The following is a 14,709-nucleotide window of genomic DNA, read 5'->3' on the forward strand; positions in this document are numbered from 1 at the left end:
TGCCCAGCGCGTCGCACTGGAAAAAGCCGCGCCATGCGCTTATCGAGCGGGCAATCTTGCCGGCGCCTCCGCCGGCCCCTCATCACAGGATCGAACACCCATGGGTTTCCGTTGCGGCATCGTCGGCCTGCCCAATGTCGGCAAGTCCACGCTTTTCAACGCGCTCACCGAGACTGCCGCGGCGCAGGCGGCCAATTATCCGTTCTGCACGATCGAGCCGAACGTCGGCAACGTTGCGGTACCGGACGCGCGCCTCAACAAGCTGGCCGAGATCGCCGGCTCGCAGAAGATCATCGAAACGCAGCTCGGCTTTGTCGACATCGCCGGTCTCGTACGCGGCGCCAGCAAGGGCGAAGGCCTGGGCAACCAGTTCCTCGGCAACATCCGCGAGGTGGACGCGGTCGTCCACGTGCTGCGCTGCTTCGAGAATGACGACATCCAGCATGTCGACAACCGCGTCGACCCGATCGCGGACGCCGAGACGGTCGAGACCGAGCTGATGCTCTCCGACCTCGAAAGCCTCGAGAAGCGCGTGCCCAACCTCGCCAAGAAGGCGGCGCAGGGCGACAAGGAGGCCAAGGCCGCCGCGTCCGTGCTCGGCCAGGCGCTGGAGCTGCTGCGCGACGGCAAGCCCGCCCGCCTCACCGTGCCGAAGGACGAGGACGAGGCGCGCCACCTGCGCATCGCCCAGCTGCTCACCGCCAAGCCCGTCCTCTATGTCTGCAACGTCAACGAGGAAGATGCGGCCAACGGCAACGATCTCTCGGCCAAGGTGTTCGCCAAGGCCGCGGCCGAGGGCGCGCAAGCCGTCGTCGTCTCGGCGGCGATCGAGGCCGAGATCGCAACCATGCCGCTGGACGAGCGCGGTGAGTTCCTGGGCGAGCTGGGGCTGGAGGAAACCGGCCTCGCCCGCGTGATCCGCGCCGGCTACACGCTGCTGGACCTGCTGACCTTCTTCACCGTCGGCCCCAAGGAAGCGCGCGCCTGGACGGTGAACCGCGGCGCCACCGCGCCGAACGCGGCGGGCACGATCCACAGCGATTTCGAAAAGGGCTTCATTCGCGCGGAGACGATCGCGTTCGACGACTTCGTGGCGCTGGGCGGCGAAGCCAAGGCGCGCGAGGCCGGCAAGCTGCGCGCGGAAGGCAAGGCGTACATCGTGCAAGACGGCGACGTGATGCACTTCCTGCACAGCTGAGCCGAACGACGCTAAGCCCCTCCTCCTCGGAGGAGGGGTTTGGCGTGGAGGGATTCCAGAACGTCTGCGGGTCTTGGTGAGACACAGACCCACCTTTCCCCTGAAGGGGCGGGGCTTGCCCCCCTTACCCGCATGCCTTTGCGATCAGCGTCGCCAGATGCTCGCGCAGGAACGGCTTGGCCAGCACCGGTCGCTCGCGATACGGCCCCTCCAGCCCCAGCGCGCCATAGCCGGTGGCAAAGGCGAACGGGATGGATCGCGCTTCAAGGATATCCGCCACCGGGAAGGAGCGGTGCCCGTCGAGATTGACGTCGAGGATCGCGAGATCCGCGTCCACGCGGCGGGCCGCTTCCAGCGCCTCCGGCAGCCGCATGGCGATCTCCACCACCTCGTGGCCGAGATCTTCCAGCATGTCCTCGATCAGGAAGGCGATCGTCATCTCATCTTCGACGATCAGGACACGCAAACCCATATCCTACTCTACGGTTACTGCCGCGAGCGGCGCTTCGATCGTGCAGCGAACGCCACCTGGATCGAAGTAAAGCGTAACCGTGCCGCCAAGTTCCCCCGCCAATCCGCGTTCGATGAGCCGTGAGCCGAAGCCCCGCCGCGCCGGTGGCGTCACGATCGGCCCGCCTTCCTCCCGCCATTCCACCAGCAGCTGCTCACCCGCGATCCGCCAGGCGATTGCCACGCGGCCGCTCTCGTTCGACCATGCGCCATATTTGACGGCGTTGGTCGAAAGCTCGTGCATGGCCAGCGCCATCGCCAGCGCAGTCTTGGGGGAGACGCGCAGGTCGGCGCCGGACAGGGTGCAGCGCGCCGGATCATATTGGTGCGGCCGCACCGCCTGCTCGATCGCGGAATGCAGCGAGGCGCCTGCCCAGCGCTCGCCGGTCAGCAGATCATTGGCCTGGGCAAGCGCGACCAGCCGTGCCGCGAACTGTTCCTGCGCCACCGCCATGTCCGGTGCGGCGCGGAACGTACGCATCGCGATCGCCTGCACCATTGCCAGCGTGTTCTTCACCCGGTGGTTGAGCTCGTTGATCACCAGCCGCAGATGCTCGTTGGTGCGCCGGGCCGCAGTGATGTCGGTCGCCGCACCGAACCATTCGACCAGCGTGCCGTCCTCCTCGGTGAGCGGCACCGCACGCGAGGCCACCCAGCCGATGCTGCCGTCCGCCTGGCGCACCCGATGCTCCAGCTCGAGCGGCTGACGGGTCGCCACCGCCTCGTCGATCGCCGCCTGCATCTGCGGAACATCCTCGGGAAGGACATAGACCTCCATCCAGTCGCCCATCGCGTGGTCCGCGTCGGAAAGGAAGGTGCCGCCGTCCAGGTGCAGCAGCTGCGACCAGTCCGGGTTCATCCGGTAGATCGCATCCGACGTCGCCTCCACGAAGGCGCGCAGTCGCCGTTCGCTTTCGCGCAGCTGTCGCTGCGCGAGCACCTTGGCGGTGGTTTCCACCACGATCGCGATCACGCCCGCCGGGGTGCCCGATTCATCGAGCACCGGCGAATAGTCCAGGTCCATCCACACCGGCTCCAGCTTGCCGCGCCGCTGCAGCGCGAGTTCCTGGTCGCGATAGGCGAGCGTCCGCCCGCTGAGCCCCACGCGCATGACATGATCGTTGAAGTCGGAGATTTCCGCCCAGCCCTCCCGCACCTTCGATCCCAGCAGGGCGGGATGGCGACTGCCGGCGAACTCCGAATAGGCGTCGTTGTAGATCATCACGCCGTCCTCGCCCCACAGCAAGACGATCGGCACGGGCGAGAGCAGCAGCATCTGGGTGACCGACTTGAGGCTTTGCGGCCATGCCCCGAGCGGCCCGATCGCCGTCTGCGCCCAATCGAAATCGCGGATCATCTGCCCGAGCTGGCCGCCACCGATCGGAAAGCCTTGCTGGCCCATCATGCACTCCTCCTGGACAGGACCCCGCGCCTGCCGCCGCGGCGGGCACAATGTTTCCGCACCGTAATCGTTCAATCGCGTGCCACCGACGATAACAAAGGTTAGGATTGCGGAGCGCCGAGGCGGTGCCGGAAAATCGCTCGACATGCGATCGCATGCCGCTGGAAGAAAACGTTTCTATAATGCGTCCAGGCGGGGGGAACCGCCGAGGGGACGCACCGCCATGACGATCAGCACTCGGGTCCGCGCCGGCGCGGCCGCACTCATCCTGTTTCTTCTGATCCTGTTTGCCGCATTCGCCTGGCGGATCGACGCCATCCGCCTGGGCGGCCCGATGCACCGCGCATCGGTGCAGATCGCGGATCTGAATGCAGACATCCTGCCGCCGCCGGAATATGTGATCGAGCCCTATCTGGAGGCGACGCTGCTCCTCCAGCATCCCGAGCAGCTCGCGACCGTGCGCACCCGCCTGGCAGCCTTGCGGAAGCAGTATGACGAGCGCCACCGGATATGGATGAGCGCCGCCCTTCCCGATCGGCTGAAGCGCGCCATTCTCACCGATACCCATGATCCGGCGGTACGTTTCTGGGACGAAGCGCAGGGCCCCTTCCTCGACGCGGTCGCCGCCCGGGATGCGGGGGCGATGCAGCGCAGCTATGCGGCACTCACCGCGAGCTACGATGCGCACCGCAAGGCTATCGACGCGCTGGTCGGCGCCACGGCCGAGGAACAGGCCGCGCTGGGGAACAGGTCGGCGCAATCGCTGGCGGGGTCGCTCTGGCTGCTCGCCGCGCTGGGGCTCATGCTGCTCGGCACGATCGGCGGGTTCGCCTGGTGGCTGCTGCGGCGAGTGATGCAGCCGCTGGCCGGCATCGCGCAGTGCACCACCGCACTGTCGCACGGGCAGGACCGACCGGTGCCCTGCCGGGATCGCGGCGACGAACTGGGCGAGATCGCGCAGGCGGTCGCGCGGTTCCATGCCGCCGCGCTGAGCCGCGCCGAGATGGATGCCGCACATCTGGCCGAACAGGAAGGGATCGGCCACCTTCTGGGCGACGCGCTCGCTGCGATGGAAACGGGCGACCTGCGCCACCGCATCACCACGCCCTTTCCGGCAGCGCAGGAAGCGATCCGCCTCAATTTCAATCGTGCGGCGGGCGCGCTTTCGACGATGCTCCACGCCGCGATCCAGAGCGCCCGCAACATCGGCACGGGATCGGGCGAAATCGCCACCGCCTCCGAAGACCTGGCACGCCGCACCGAGGGCACGGCGCATGCGCTGCAGGAGACCAGCACCGCCATTCAGCTCATCGAGAACCGCCTGAAGACGATCAGCCATTCGGCAGAGGCGACGATGACGCGTGCCGAGCGCGCCGGATCGGCCGTCCATGCCGGTCGCGCCACCGCGCGCAACGCCGCCGCGGCAATGGACAATGTCTCCGAGCGCGCCAACGCGATCGACACGGTGGTGGAGGGGCTCGACAAGATCGCCTTCCAGACGCGCGTGCTCGCGATGAACGCCGCGGTGGAGGCAGGCCGTGCCGGCGAGGCCGGCCGGGGCTTTGCCGTCGTCGCCGATCTGGTCTCCGCCCTCGCGCTGCGTGCCGAGGAAGAGGCGAAGCGTGGCCGCGACCTGATCAACGAGACCCAGGTCGACGTGAAGCTGGCGGCCAGCGAGGTCGGCGCGGTCGACGCCGCGCTGGGCGAGATCGTCGAGAATTTCGACGGCGTCCACGCGCTGCTCGCCGCCCTGCGCGAGGACAATCAGTCGCAGGCCGGCGCAATCGCGCAGATCACCCGCTCGGTGATCGAAATGGAAACTTCAACCCAGCAGAATGCCGCGATGGTCGAACAGACCTCCGCCGCGGCACGCTCGCTCGATCGCGAGGCGGGCACGCTGCTCCGCAATGCCGAAGCGTTCCGCGTCGAGGAAGCGGCACCCGCGCACTACCGCGATGGCAGTGCGGCACACAGGGTCCCCGCGATGCTCGCCGCCTGAGGCGGCGACATCCGGCCTCCTCAGCCCTCGAAGGCGGTGAGGATCGGACACGGCCCCGCGCTGCCCGATCCGCACTCCCGCGCCAGCCGCGCCAGCCCCTCGCGCGCCTGCACCAGCTCGGCGATCTTCACGTCCAGCGCCGCGATCCGCGCCCGCGCGAGTTCGCGCGCCCGGGCGCGATCATCTGTCGCATCGAGTTCGAGCAGCTCGCCGATCTCTTCCAGCGTGAAGCCGGCCGCCTGCGCCGAACGGATGAAGCGCAGCCGCCGCAACGCCGCATCGCCGTAGCGGCGCACCCCCGCATCGGGCCCGCCGCCCCGCTCGGGCGTGGGGAGCAGACCCCGGCGCTGATAATAGCGCACCGTTTCCACGCCCACCCCGCCGGCTTCGGCGAGCTTTCCGATCGTCCAGTTCGACATGGCTTGACTCCGTACCATGGTACGGACCCTATATGGGGTGCGGACCGAAAGGAAGCCGATGCCATCCGCCTCGAACAAAAGCGCAATCCTCTACCGCATGGTGATGGGAACGCATGTCTGCCCCTGGGGCCTGCGCGCGCTGCACCTGCTGAAGCGCCACGGCTATAAGGTCGACGATCGCCATCTCACCACGCGCGAGGAGACGGACGCGTTCAAGGCGCGGCACGGCGTCGCCACCACGCCGCAGGTGTTCATCGGCGAGCAGCGGATCGGCGGGCATGACGATCTCCGCCGCCATCTCGGCCTTGCCGTCCGCAACCCCAAGGCGAAGACCTATCGGCCCGTATTCGCACTGTTCGCCATGGCCGCGTTGATGGCGCTCGCCGCCAGCCATGCCGTCTACGCCACGCCCTTCACGGTGCGCGCGGGCGAATGGTTCGTCAGCTTCTCGATGTGCCTGCTGGCGATGCTGAAGCTGCGCGATGTGGGCGGCTTCGCGACGATGTTCCTAGGCTACGACCTGCTTGCCCGCCGCTGGGTGCCCTATGCGACGCTTTACCCCGTGGCAGAGGCTGCCGCCGGACTGCTGATGACGGCCAACGCGCTGCCCTGGCTGTCCATCCCGCTGGCGCTGGCGATCGGCGGGATCGGTGCGGCGTCGGTGTTCAAGGCCGTCTATGTCGATCGGCGCGATCTGAAATGCGCCTGCGTCGGTGGCGACAGCAATGTGCCGCTCGGCTTCGTGTCCCTCACCGAAAACCTGATGATGATCGCGATGGGCCTCTGGATGCTCGCGCGCACCCTAGTGGGAGTCTGATCCGTTGCGTACTCTCGTTGCCGCGCTTGCGCTGCTCGCCCCCGTTCCGGCCCTCGCGCAGGAGGGCCATGACATGCACGACATGGGAAGCATGCCGGCCGACCCAGGCCCGCAGGATCATGCCGCGATGGGCCACACCATGCCCGCGCCCGCCACGCCCCAGGATCATGCGGCGATGGGCCACGCCATGCCCGGGATGCCGACGGACCGGCCGATGCCGATGATGCGGATGGGCGGCTCCGATCATGCCGCGGGCGGCTCGGGCACCGCATTGCTGCCCCAGGCCGACGGGCCGATGCGCGGCGTGATGCTCAGCCATGGGGACTGGATGGTCATGGCGCATGGCTATCTGTGGGGCGTCTATACCGATCAGGGCGGCCCACGTGGCGAGGATGCGGCATTCGTCGAATCCATGGCGATGCTCAGCGCCACGCGCGACTGGGGCAACGGCACCACGCTCCAGCTGCGCGCGATGGGCAGCCTGGAGCCGGCGATGGGCCAGCGCGGCTACCCCAATCTGTTCGCCAGCGGCGAGACCGCGGGCGGCCAGCCTTTGGTCGATCGCCAGCACCCGCACGACCTGTTCATGGAACTGAGCGCGCGCATCGACACACAGGTCGCGCCGAACACCAAGCTGTTCCTCTATGGCGGCCCGGTCGCCGAACCCGCGCTGGGGCCGAGTGCGTTCATGCACCGCCGCTCGGCGCGCTACTTCGCGCTGTCGCCGATCGCGCACCACTGGTTCGACAGCAGCCACATCACCTACGGCGTCGTCACCGGTGGCGTGCAGGCCGGGCGGGTGCAGCTGGAAGGATCGTGGTTCAACGGCCGCGAGCCCGACGAGCATCGCTGGGACATCGATCCGATCAAGCTGGACAGCTGGAGCGTGCGCGCGAGCTGGTCGCCGACCGACCATTGGGTGGCGCAGGTCTCGACCGGGCATCTCAAGAGCCCCGAAGTCACGCATGCCGGCGAGGACGAGCAGCGCACTACCGCCAGCCTCCACTACAGCAGCGGTGCGGTCTCCGCGATGGTCGCCTATGCCGCGAAGCATCGCCTGCCGGGCCCCGTGCTCAGCGCCTGGACCGCCGAGGCGAACTGGGACCTCACCCGCCGCCACAGCCTGTTCGGGCGGGTGGAGAATGTCGCCAATGACGAGCTGTTCCCGGACCATGACTCCCCGCTGCACGACCGCAAGTTCCGAGTGACCCGCTTCGAGGGCGGCTATGCCTATCGCATCCCGTTGGCCAACCAGACCGAGCTTGCCCTCGGCGGATCGGTCGCGACCTATCTCAAGCCGGGCGCGCTGGATGCGACCTACGGCAAGGCGCCGGTAAGCTACACGCTGTTTGCCCGGTTCGCGCTGGGGCGGTAGGGTAGTCGCCGGCGCGTGCCGGTCTTTCGCTCGACACAAATCCAGCGCATGGGAGCCGCCATGCGCTGGACCTCCCGTATCGCCGCCGCTGCGCTCGTCGCGCTTCTCCAGGCCTGTGCCACCCCGCCGGCCCAGACCCCGCCTCCGCCCGCCGCCGCGGCGCTGGAAGCGCGCACGCCGGTGACGATCCTGATCTCGATCGACGGCTTCCGCGCCGACTATCTCCAGCGGGGCGTCACTCCCAATCTCGCGCGCCTCGCGGCCGAGGGCATCACCGGGCCGATGCGGCCGAGCTTCCCGAGCAAGACCTTCCCCAATCATTGGACTTTGGTCACCGGCGTGGTGCCCGATCATCACGGCATCGTCGGCAACCGCATGGAGGATGCCGGCCACCCCGGCGAGACCTTCACCACCGCCAGCGATGCCCCCTATTGGTGGAATGCCGCGCAGCCGATCTGGGTCGCGGCGGAGAAGGCGGGCATCCGCACCGGCACCGTGTTCTGGCCCGGCGCCAACGTCGCCTGGGGCAGCCCCGCAACCCGGGCCGACCATGGCGACTATCCCGGGGGCACGCGGCCCCACGACTGGCTGCAATACAACCAGGCGATCCGCGACAGCCAGCGGGTCGACACGGTGCTCGACTGGCTCCGCCGCCCGGCCGCCAGCCGCCCGCGCTTCCTCACGCTCTACTTCGACAAGGTCGATACGGTCGGCCACGCCCATGGCCCGGACGCGGTCGAGGCGACCCAGGCCGCGGGCGAGATCGACACGCAGATCGGCGCACTGCTGGAGGGGCTGGAAGGACTGCGCCAGCCTGCCAACATCGTCGTGGTTTCCGATCACGGCATGTCCGAGACGAGCGACATCCGCGTCATCCCGCTCGGCCTGCCCAAGGACAGCTACCACCTGATCGAGGCCGGGCCGTTCGCCGCACTGAACCCGGCGGCAGGCCAGGAAGCGCTGGTGGAAAAGACGCTGCTCGGCCGCCATCCGCACATGGAATGCTGGCGCAAGGCCGACATCCCCGCGCGCTTCCGCTATGGGACGAACCCGCGCATCGCCGCGATCTTCTGTCTCGCGGAACCGCGCTGGATGATCGTTGAGAAGCTGCCCGACGCACCCTATACGCGCGGCGAGCATGGCTATGACAACCAGTCGACGGACATGGCCGCGCTGTTCGTCGCCGCCGGCCCGGCCTTCCGCCACGGCACCCTGCCCGCCTTTGACAATGTCGACGTCTATCCGCTCCTGCGCGACCTGATCGGCCTGCCCCCGCGCACCGATGTCGATGGGGACGACGCCCCCTTCCGCCACTTTCTCCGACCACGCTGAAACCGCTTGCCAGGCACCAGTTTCTGATTGAAACTCGTTGTCATGCGCATGTTCGACGATATCCAGCCAGGCGACCGGGCGCAGTTCGGGCGCTATGAGGTCACCCGCGACGAAGTGCTCGACTTCGCCCGCAAATATGATCCGCAGCCCTTCCACCTCTCCGACGAGGCGGCGGCCAAGACGCATTTCGGGAGACTGGCGGCAAGCGGCTGGCACACCAACGCGATGACGATGGCGATGCTGGTGGCGCACTATCAGGCCGATCCGATCGCCAGCCTCGGTGCGGCGGGCGTCGACGAGTTGCGCTGGCTGAAACCGGTGTTCCCCGGCGACGTCCTCCGCTGCGAAACCGAGGTGCTGGAAGCGCGCGCCTCGCAAAGCCGGCCGGAAATGGGCATCGTCCGCAGCCGGGTGACGACGTTCAACCAGAAGGACGAACCCGTGCTCAGCTTCATCGCCAACGCACTGATCGCAAGGCGGCAGGCCGGCTGACGCAAGCGCCGTGCGGGCGGGGTCGCTCCGCTGGCCATGGTGCCGCAAGCCATATGGACATTGCCGCCTCCGGCGCTACGCTCGTACCATCCGCCAGGGAGAGCCGCCATGCGCCCAGCCTTGTTGCTTTGTGCCGCCATCAGCCTGACCGCCTCGGCGCATGCCCAGGATGCGCCGCCCCTCTCCGGAACCTGGACCGTCGATCTCTCGACCGATCCCGCCAAGCCCTATCGCAAGACGATGGAGCTGCGCCTCGCGCCGGACGGATCGGTGCAGGGCAGCTTCTACGACAGCACGATCGAGAATGGACGCTGGAAGACCGATCGCGGCCGTAGCTGTGTCAGCTTCCGCACCACCGACGGCACGGGCCCCTACCACACTGCCGCCTGCCTGCGCGGCGCGGTGGTGGAAGGCCAGACCTGGGCCGAACACCGCACCTTCCTGTTCAACTGGAACGCCACCCGCGCCCGCTGAGCCGGGGCGGAGGGCGGCCGGATCTTACGCCATTGCCCGCGCCCGTGTCCGCGTAGCCTCGCGCCGCCGGGCGGCGCCGCGCTCCAGCTTGAACGCGCCGGTCTGCCCGCTCAGCACCTCCACCTCGCGGAGCAGGTGCGTGGTGGCCGCAGAGGTCTGCTCCACCATCGCCGCGTTCTGCTGGATGCCCGTCTCGATGGAGCTGAGCGCTCCCGAAACGGCATGGGTTGCCTGGGCCTGTTCGCGGCTGGCGCGGGCGATGCCGTCCGCGCGGCGGGCGCTGTCTTCGGTCGACGCCTCGATCACCTGGAACGCCTCGTCGATCTTGCCGACTGCCGCGACGGCAATGCCGATCTCGTCGCGGGCGCGGGTCAGCTGGTCCTTGGCGCTGGCGGATTCGGTTTCCGCCCGCAGCGCCAGCGCACTCACCAGGTCAGCGACGACGGCGAAGCCGCGCCCCGCCTCGCCCGCACGCCCCGCCTCGACGGCGGCATTCATCGCGAGCACGCGTGTCTGGAAGGCGATCTTCTCGAGACCTTCGATGACCCCGTCGATCGCACGGGAGCTTTCGGTCACCGCGTCCATCGCCACCGTCGCCGCGGTGGTGCGATTGCGCCCCTCGGTCACGGCCGTGCGCGCGGAGTCGGTCGCCGCCAGCGACTGATCGGCCGCGACGGCGGTCTCGCGCACGCTGCCGGTGATCTGCTTCACCGCCACGGCGGTCTGACTGAGTTCGCCGGCCGCCTGCTCGGTGCGACGGGCGAAGTCGCTCGAGGCCTGTGCAATCTCGCGGCTGCCCGTCTCGATCGATTGGGTGCTGTCCATCAGCGCCTCGATCAGATCGCGCAGGCGTTCGATGGCGCCGTTATAGCCGTCCTTCAGGTCACGGAATTCGTCGGGATAGGCCTCGACGATCTTCGCGCTGAGGTCGCCATCGGCAAGGCGCTGGAAATAGGTGGCCATGCCGCGCACCACGGCGGCATGCTCCCTGGCCAGTGCATTGAGCTGAATCTGCTCCTCCGCCGCGCGCTTGAAGCCTTCCATGGCGCGCGTGAGGCGGCCCACGCAATCGGTATAGTCGGTATGGGCGATCGGGCTGGATAGGTCTCCGGCAGCGAGGCCCTCCATGCGAACCACAGTGGCGACATAGGGCACCGCGATCGCCTCGCGCAGCCACCAGGCGCTGACCAGAGCAAGGACGGTCAGGCCGCCATCCGCTTCCAGCGCATAAGGCGGCGGCAATGTCGCCTGGGCCAATGTGGCGAAGCCGAGCAATACGACGAAGAGGCCGAAGGCGAGCAGCAACTTCAGTCGAATCGGCGCATTCGCCTTGAACCAGTGCACCCCACGCCCTCCGCATCTATTTTCGTCCATTCATCATAGACGACGCAGCGAAGGGCGTGGTGTGACTTCACCTCTGGGTAGTTTTACCTAAGTCTCCGCTGCAAGGTCCCGATACGCGCGAAAATGTCCGGCATGTCGATGCTCGAACGACTTGCCATGCGCGAGCTCTTTCGGAGGAATCGGTGGCATCTTCTTGTTGCGTAGCGACCGACCTCCCAGCGCTATTGCGCCGGGATGGACCGGATCAGCGGCGCCGCCCGCCGGGGCGCCCGCGAAAGTCGCGCCAGTTGTTGCGCCAGCGCTGGTCGCCCCGCCAGCTGCCGCGGCGCTGCTCCCAATAGGCGCGCTGGCCGTCGTTCCAATTGTGGCGATGGCGATAGCGGTCGTACACATAGGCGCCGGTGCCGGGATAATAATAATCGTCGTACCAGCCCCAGTACGGATTACCCCAGCCGGCGTTATAGCCAACCGCCACGCGCGAGCCGCCATAGCCATAGCCATCGTCTGCGCAGCCCCCCAGCGCCGCCGCACCGCCGAGCAGCGCCGCGCCGAGGATCGTCTTTACACCCATGTGCATGGTTACGCTCCTTACCCGGCGCGCATGGAAGCCATGCGCGCCCGACAGCGCAATCGCATGGGTAGTGGCAGGAGTTCCGCTCAGTGCCCTTCGAAGGCGACGAGCGACGAGACGGTGATGCCGTCGCTGCGCAGCGCGTCCGCGCCGCCCAGGTCGGGCAGATCGACGACGAACGAGGCCTGCACCACCTCGGCGCCCACCTTGCGCAGCAGTCGCACCGCAGCCCGTGCGGTGCCGCCGGTGGCGATCAGGTCGTCGACCAGCAGCACGCGCGCGCCGGGCGCCACGGCATCGGCATGGATGGCGATGCGATCGGTGCCATATTCCAGCGCATAATCCTCGGCGACGGTAGCGCCGGGCAGCTTGCCGTCCTTGCGGATCAGCAGCACGCCGGTGCCGAGCTGCACCGCGAGCGCCGCGCCGAACAGGAAACCGCGCGCCTCGACGCCGGCGACCAGATCGACCGGGCCTTCCACCTGCGCGGCCATGCGATCGATGGTCAGCTTCAGCCCCTCGGCATCGAGCAGCAGCGTGGTGATGTCACGAAAAAGGATCCCCGGCTTCGGAAAGTCGGGGATCGTGCGAATGCGACTGCGAATGTCGTCGTTCTGCTGGGTGTCCATCAATGCTTCATGCCGCGCCAAACCGTGAGGTACGCGCCATAGGCGAGCACGGTGGCAAACAGCAAGAAGATCACGACCGCCACGCCCGCCATGTGGCGCGTCTGCAGCGTCGGTTCGGCGGTCCAGACGAGGAAGGCGGACACGTCCTTCGCCATCTGGTCCACCGTCGCGCGGGTGCCGTCGTCGAACTGGACCTGGCCCTCGCTGGTGAGCGGTGGCGGCATCGCGATGTTGAGATTCGCGAAATAGGGGTTGAAGTGCATGCCCTCGGGCGTCTTCATCGCCTCCGGGAACTTGGCGGCGACCGCAGGATCGGGCTTCTCGCCATAGCCGGTCAGCAGCGAGTGGACATAGGCCGCGCCGTCATGCCGCGCCTTGGTGATCAGGCTCAGGTCGGGCGGGTTGCCGGTGCCGGCATAATAGACCTTGGGGAAATGGTCCGACGGGATGTTGTCACGCTCGCCCCAGGTGCCGGCCTTCTCGTCGAACACCGGCTGCTTCATCGCCCATTCCTTGGCGATCTTCTTCACCTGCGCGTCGCTATAGCCCAGGTCCTTGAGGTTGCGGAAGGAGATCATATGCAGCGAGTGGCACGCCGCACAGACTTCCTTGTACACCTTGAACCCGCGCTGGAGCTGTCCGGTATCGAACTTGCCGAGCGGCCCGTTCGAGGGCAGGTCCAGCTCCTTGGGATGCTTGTGCAGCGCCTGTTCGGCCGTCTGCTTCGGCGGCTCCTTGATCAGGCCCGTGATGCTGCCCAGCAACGCGAGCAGCAGCACGAAGACGAAGCCGAGGCCGATCAGGAACTTGATCGAGCGAAAGAAGATCGACGTCATGGTCCCCGGCCCCCTTATGCCGTCGCCGCGGTGGCGGTGATGCGCGAGCCGCCTTCATTCCCGAGCACCGCTTCGGTGATCGAGTTGGGCAGCGGGCGCGGCGTCTCGATCCGCGAGATGATCGGCACGATGATCAGGAAGTGCGCGAAATAATAGGCCGCCGCGATCTGGCTGGTGATCACATAGACGGGCTCCGCGGGCGAGCCGCCGCACCAGCCGAGGATCAGCACGTCGGCGACCAGCACCCAGAAAGCGACGCGGTACATCGGCCGGTAGTTGGCCGAGCGGACCGGCGAGCGATCGAGCCAGGGCAGGAAGAACAGCAGCAGGATCGAGCCGAACATCGCCAGCACGCCCCACAGCTTCGCCGGCAGGATGAAGTCCGCGGTGAAGGCGCGCAGGATCGCGTAGAAGGGCCAGAAATACCATTCGGGCACGATGTGCGCGGGCGTCGAGAGCGGGTTGGCCGGGATGTAATTGTCCGGGTGGCCCAGATAATCCGGGTAGAAGAAGATCAGCGTCGAGAACAGGATGAGGAAGATGCCGACCCCGAAGCCGTCCTTGGCGGTGTAATAGGGATGGAAGGGCACCGTGTCCTGCTCGCCCTTCACCTCCACGCCGGTGGGGTTGTTCGAACCCGGAATGTGCAGCGCCCAGATGTGCAGGATGATCACGCCCGCGATCACGAAGGGCAGCAGATAGTGGAGCGAGAAGAAGCGGTTGAGCGCCGCGTCATCCGGGGCGTAGCCCCCGAGCAGCCAGACGCGGATCCAGTCGCCCACCACGGGTATCGCCGAGAAGAAGCCGGTAATCACCTGCGCGCCCCAGAAGCTCATCTGCCCCCAGGGGAGCACATAGCCCATGAAGGCGGTGGCCATCATCAGCAGGAAGATGACGACGCCGAGCAGCCACACCATCTCGCGCGGCGCCTTGTACGATCCGTAGTGGAGCCCGCGGAAGATGTGGATGTACACCACGATGAAGAACATGCTGGCGCCGTTGGCGTGGGCGAAGCGCAGGAACCAGCCCGCGTTCACGTCGCGCATGATCGTGCCGTTGACCGAATCGAAGGCCCCGGCGGCCGAGCTGTGGAAGTGCATCGCCAGCACGATGCCGGTCACGATCTGGATCACCAGCGACAGCCCGGCGAGGATGCCGAAGTTCCAGAAGTAATTCAGGTTGCGCGGCACCGGATAGCCGGCACCGATCGCGTTATAGACGAACCGCGGCAGCGGCAGCCGATCGTCCACCCACTTCATCACCGGGTTCTTCGGCTCGTAATGGCGCGCCCAGGGAAAGCTCATCCAGGTC

15 protein-coding genes are annotated in these 14,709 nt (G+C 67.5%); 7 read left to right on the top strand and 8 right to left on the bottom strand.

Going from position 1 to position 14,709, the window contains the following annotated elements; all coding sequences use genetic code 11:
* Positions 1-100: 100 nt before the first annotated feature.
* On the top strand, positions 101-1,198 hold the full coding sequence (gene ychF, locus OIM94_RS08265; protein WP_264609582.1) for a redox-regulated ATPase YchF: 1,098 nt from the start codon (positions 101-103) through the stop codon (positions 1,196-1,198).
* 124 nt (positions 1,199-1,322) lie between these two features.
* Here ychF and OIM94_RS08270 read toward each other — a convergent pair whose 3' ends face one another.
* Positions 1,323-1,670, bottom strand: a complete 348-nt coding sequence (locus tag OIM94_RS08270; protein WP_264609583.1) for a response regulator — start codon at positions 1,668-1,670, stop codon at positions 1,323-1,325.
* A 3-nt stretch (positions 1,671-1,673) separates the two neighbouring features.
* Complete coding sequence (locus OIM94_RS08275) at positions 1,674-3,113, bottom strand: sensor histidine kinase (protein WP_264609584.1); 1,440 nt, start codon at positions 3,111-3,113, stop codon at positions 1,674-1,676.
* Between the two features lie 220 nt (positions 3,114-3,333).
* Between OIM94_RS08275 and OIM94_RS08280 the strand changes: the two genes are divergently transcribed.
* Positions 3,334-5,109: a methyl-accepting chemotaxis protein gene (locus OIM94_RS08280; RefSeq protein WP_264609585.1), complete on the top strand. Its 1,776-nt coding sequence runs from the start codon at positions 3,334-3,336 to the stop codon at positions 5,107-5,109.
* Positions 5,110-5,129: 20 nt separating this feature from the next.
* Here OIM94_RS08280 and OIM94_RS08285 read toward each other — a convergent pair whose 3' ends face one another.
* A complete protein-coding gene (locus tag OIM94_RS08285) occupies positions 5,130-5,528 on the bottom strand; it encodes a MerR family DNA-binding protein (protein ID WP_264609586.1) in 399 nt (132 codons plus the stop codon).
* Positions 5,529-5,625: 97 nt separating this feature from the next.
* On the opposite strand from OIM94_RS08285, the gene OIM94_RS08290 reads away from it, so the two are divergent.
* From OIM94_RS08290 to OIM94_RS08310, 5 genes are all read left to right on the top strand, one after another.
* Entirely contained in the window at positions 5,626-6,345 is a 720-nt protein-coding gene (locus OIM94_RS08290; RefSeq protein WP_264609587.1) for a glutaredoxin family protein, read from the top strand.
* Between the two features lie 4 nt (positions 6,346-6,349).
* On the top strand, positions 6,350-7,720 hold the full coding sequence (locus OIM94_RS08295; protein WP_264609588.1) for a hypothetical protein: 1,371 nt from the start codon (positions 6,350-6,352) through the stop codon (positions 7,718-7,720).
* Between the two features lie 60 nt (positions 7,721-7,780).
* The gene (locus OIM94_RS08300) at positions 7,781-9,052 is read left to right on the top strand and encodes an ectonucleotide pyrophosphatase/phosphodiesterase (protein ID WP_264609589.1); all 1,272 of its coding nucleotides are present in this window, start codon (positions 7,781-7,783) and stop codon (positions 9,050-9,052) included.
* Positions 9,053-9,094: 42 nt separating this feature from the next.
* The gene (locus tag OIM94_RS08305) at positions 9,095-9,544 is read left to right on the top strand and encodes a MaoC family dehydratase (protein WP_264609590.1); all 450 of its coding nucleotides are present in this window, start codon (positions 9,095-9,097) and stop codon (positions 9,542-9,544) included.
* Positions 9,545-9,652: 108 nt separating this feature from the next.
* The gene (locus tag OIM94_RS08310; RefSeq protein WP_264609591.1) at positions 9,653-10,018 is read left to right on the top strand and encodes a hypothetical protein; all 366 of its coding nucleotides are present in this window, start codon (positions 9,653-9,655) and stop codon (positions 10,016-10,018) included.
* Between the two features lie 24 nt (positions 10,019-10,042).
* Here the strand turns inward: OIM94_RS08310 and OIM94_RS08315 are convergent, their stop codons facing one another.
* The 5 genes from OIM94_RS08315 to OIM94_RS08335 all read right to left on the bottom strand — a co-directional run bounded on the left by OIM94_RS08315 (position 10,043) and on the right by OIM94_RS08335 (position 14,702).
* Complete coding sequence (locus tag OIM94_RS08315) at positions 10,043-11,362, bottom strand: methyl-accepting chemotaxis protein (protein ID WP_264609592.1); 1,320 nt, start codon at positions 11,360-11,362, stop codon at positions 10,043-10,045.
* Positions 11,363-11,606: 244 nt separating this feature from the next.
* Positions 11,607-11,939, bottom strand: coding sequence for a hypothetical protein (locus OIM94_RS08320; protein ID WP_264609593.1), 333 nt, complete (start codon positions 11,937-11,939; stop codon positions 11,607-11,609).
* Positions 11,940-12,019: 80 nt separating this feature from the next.
* The gene (locus tag OIM94_RS08325) at positions 12,020-12,562 is read right to left on the bottom strand and encodes an adenine phosphoribosyltransferase (protein ID WP_264609594.1); all 543 of its coding nucleotides are present in this window, start codon (positions 12,560-12,562) and stop codon (positions 12,020-12,022) included.
* Entirely contained in the window at positions 12,562-13,398 is an 837-nt protein-coding gene (locus OIM94_RS08330) for a cytochrome c1 (RefSeq protein WP_264609595.1), read from the bottom strand. Before OIM94_RS08330 ends, OIM94_RS08325 begins: the two co-directional genes overlap by 1 nt.
* Before the next feature lie 14 nt (positions 13,399-13,412).
* A complete protein-coding gene (locus OIM94_RS08335; RefSeq protein ID WP_264609596.1) occupies positions 13,413-14,702 on the bottom strand; it encodes a cytochrome b in 1,290 nt (429 codons plus the stop codon).
* Between the last annotated feature and the right edge of the window lie 7 nt (positions 14,703-14,709).

The sequence above is a fragment of the Sphingomonas sp. R1 genome, assembly GCF_025960285.1.
Classification (GTDB): Bacteria; Pseudomonadota; Alphaproteobacteria; order Sphingomonadales; family Sphingomonadaceae; genus Sphingomonas.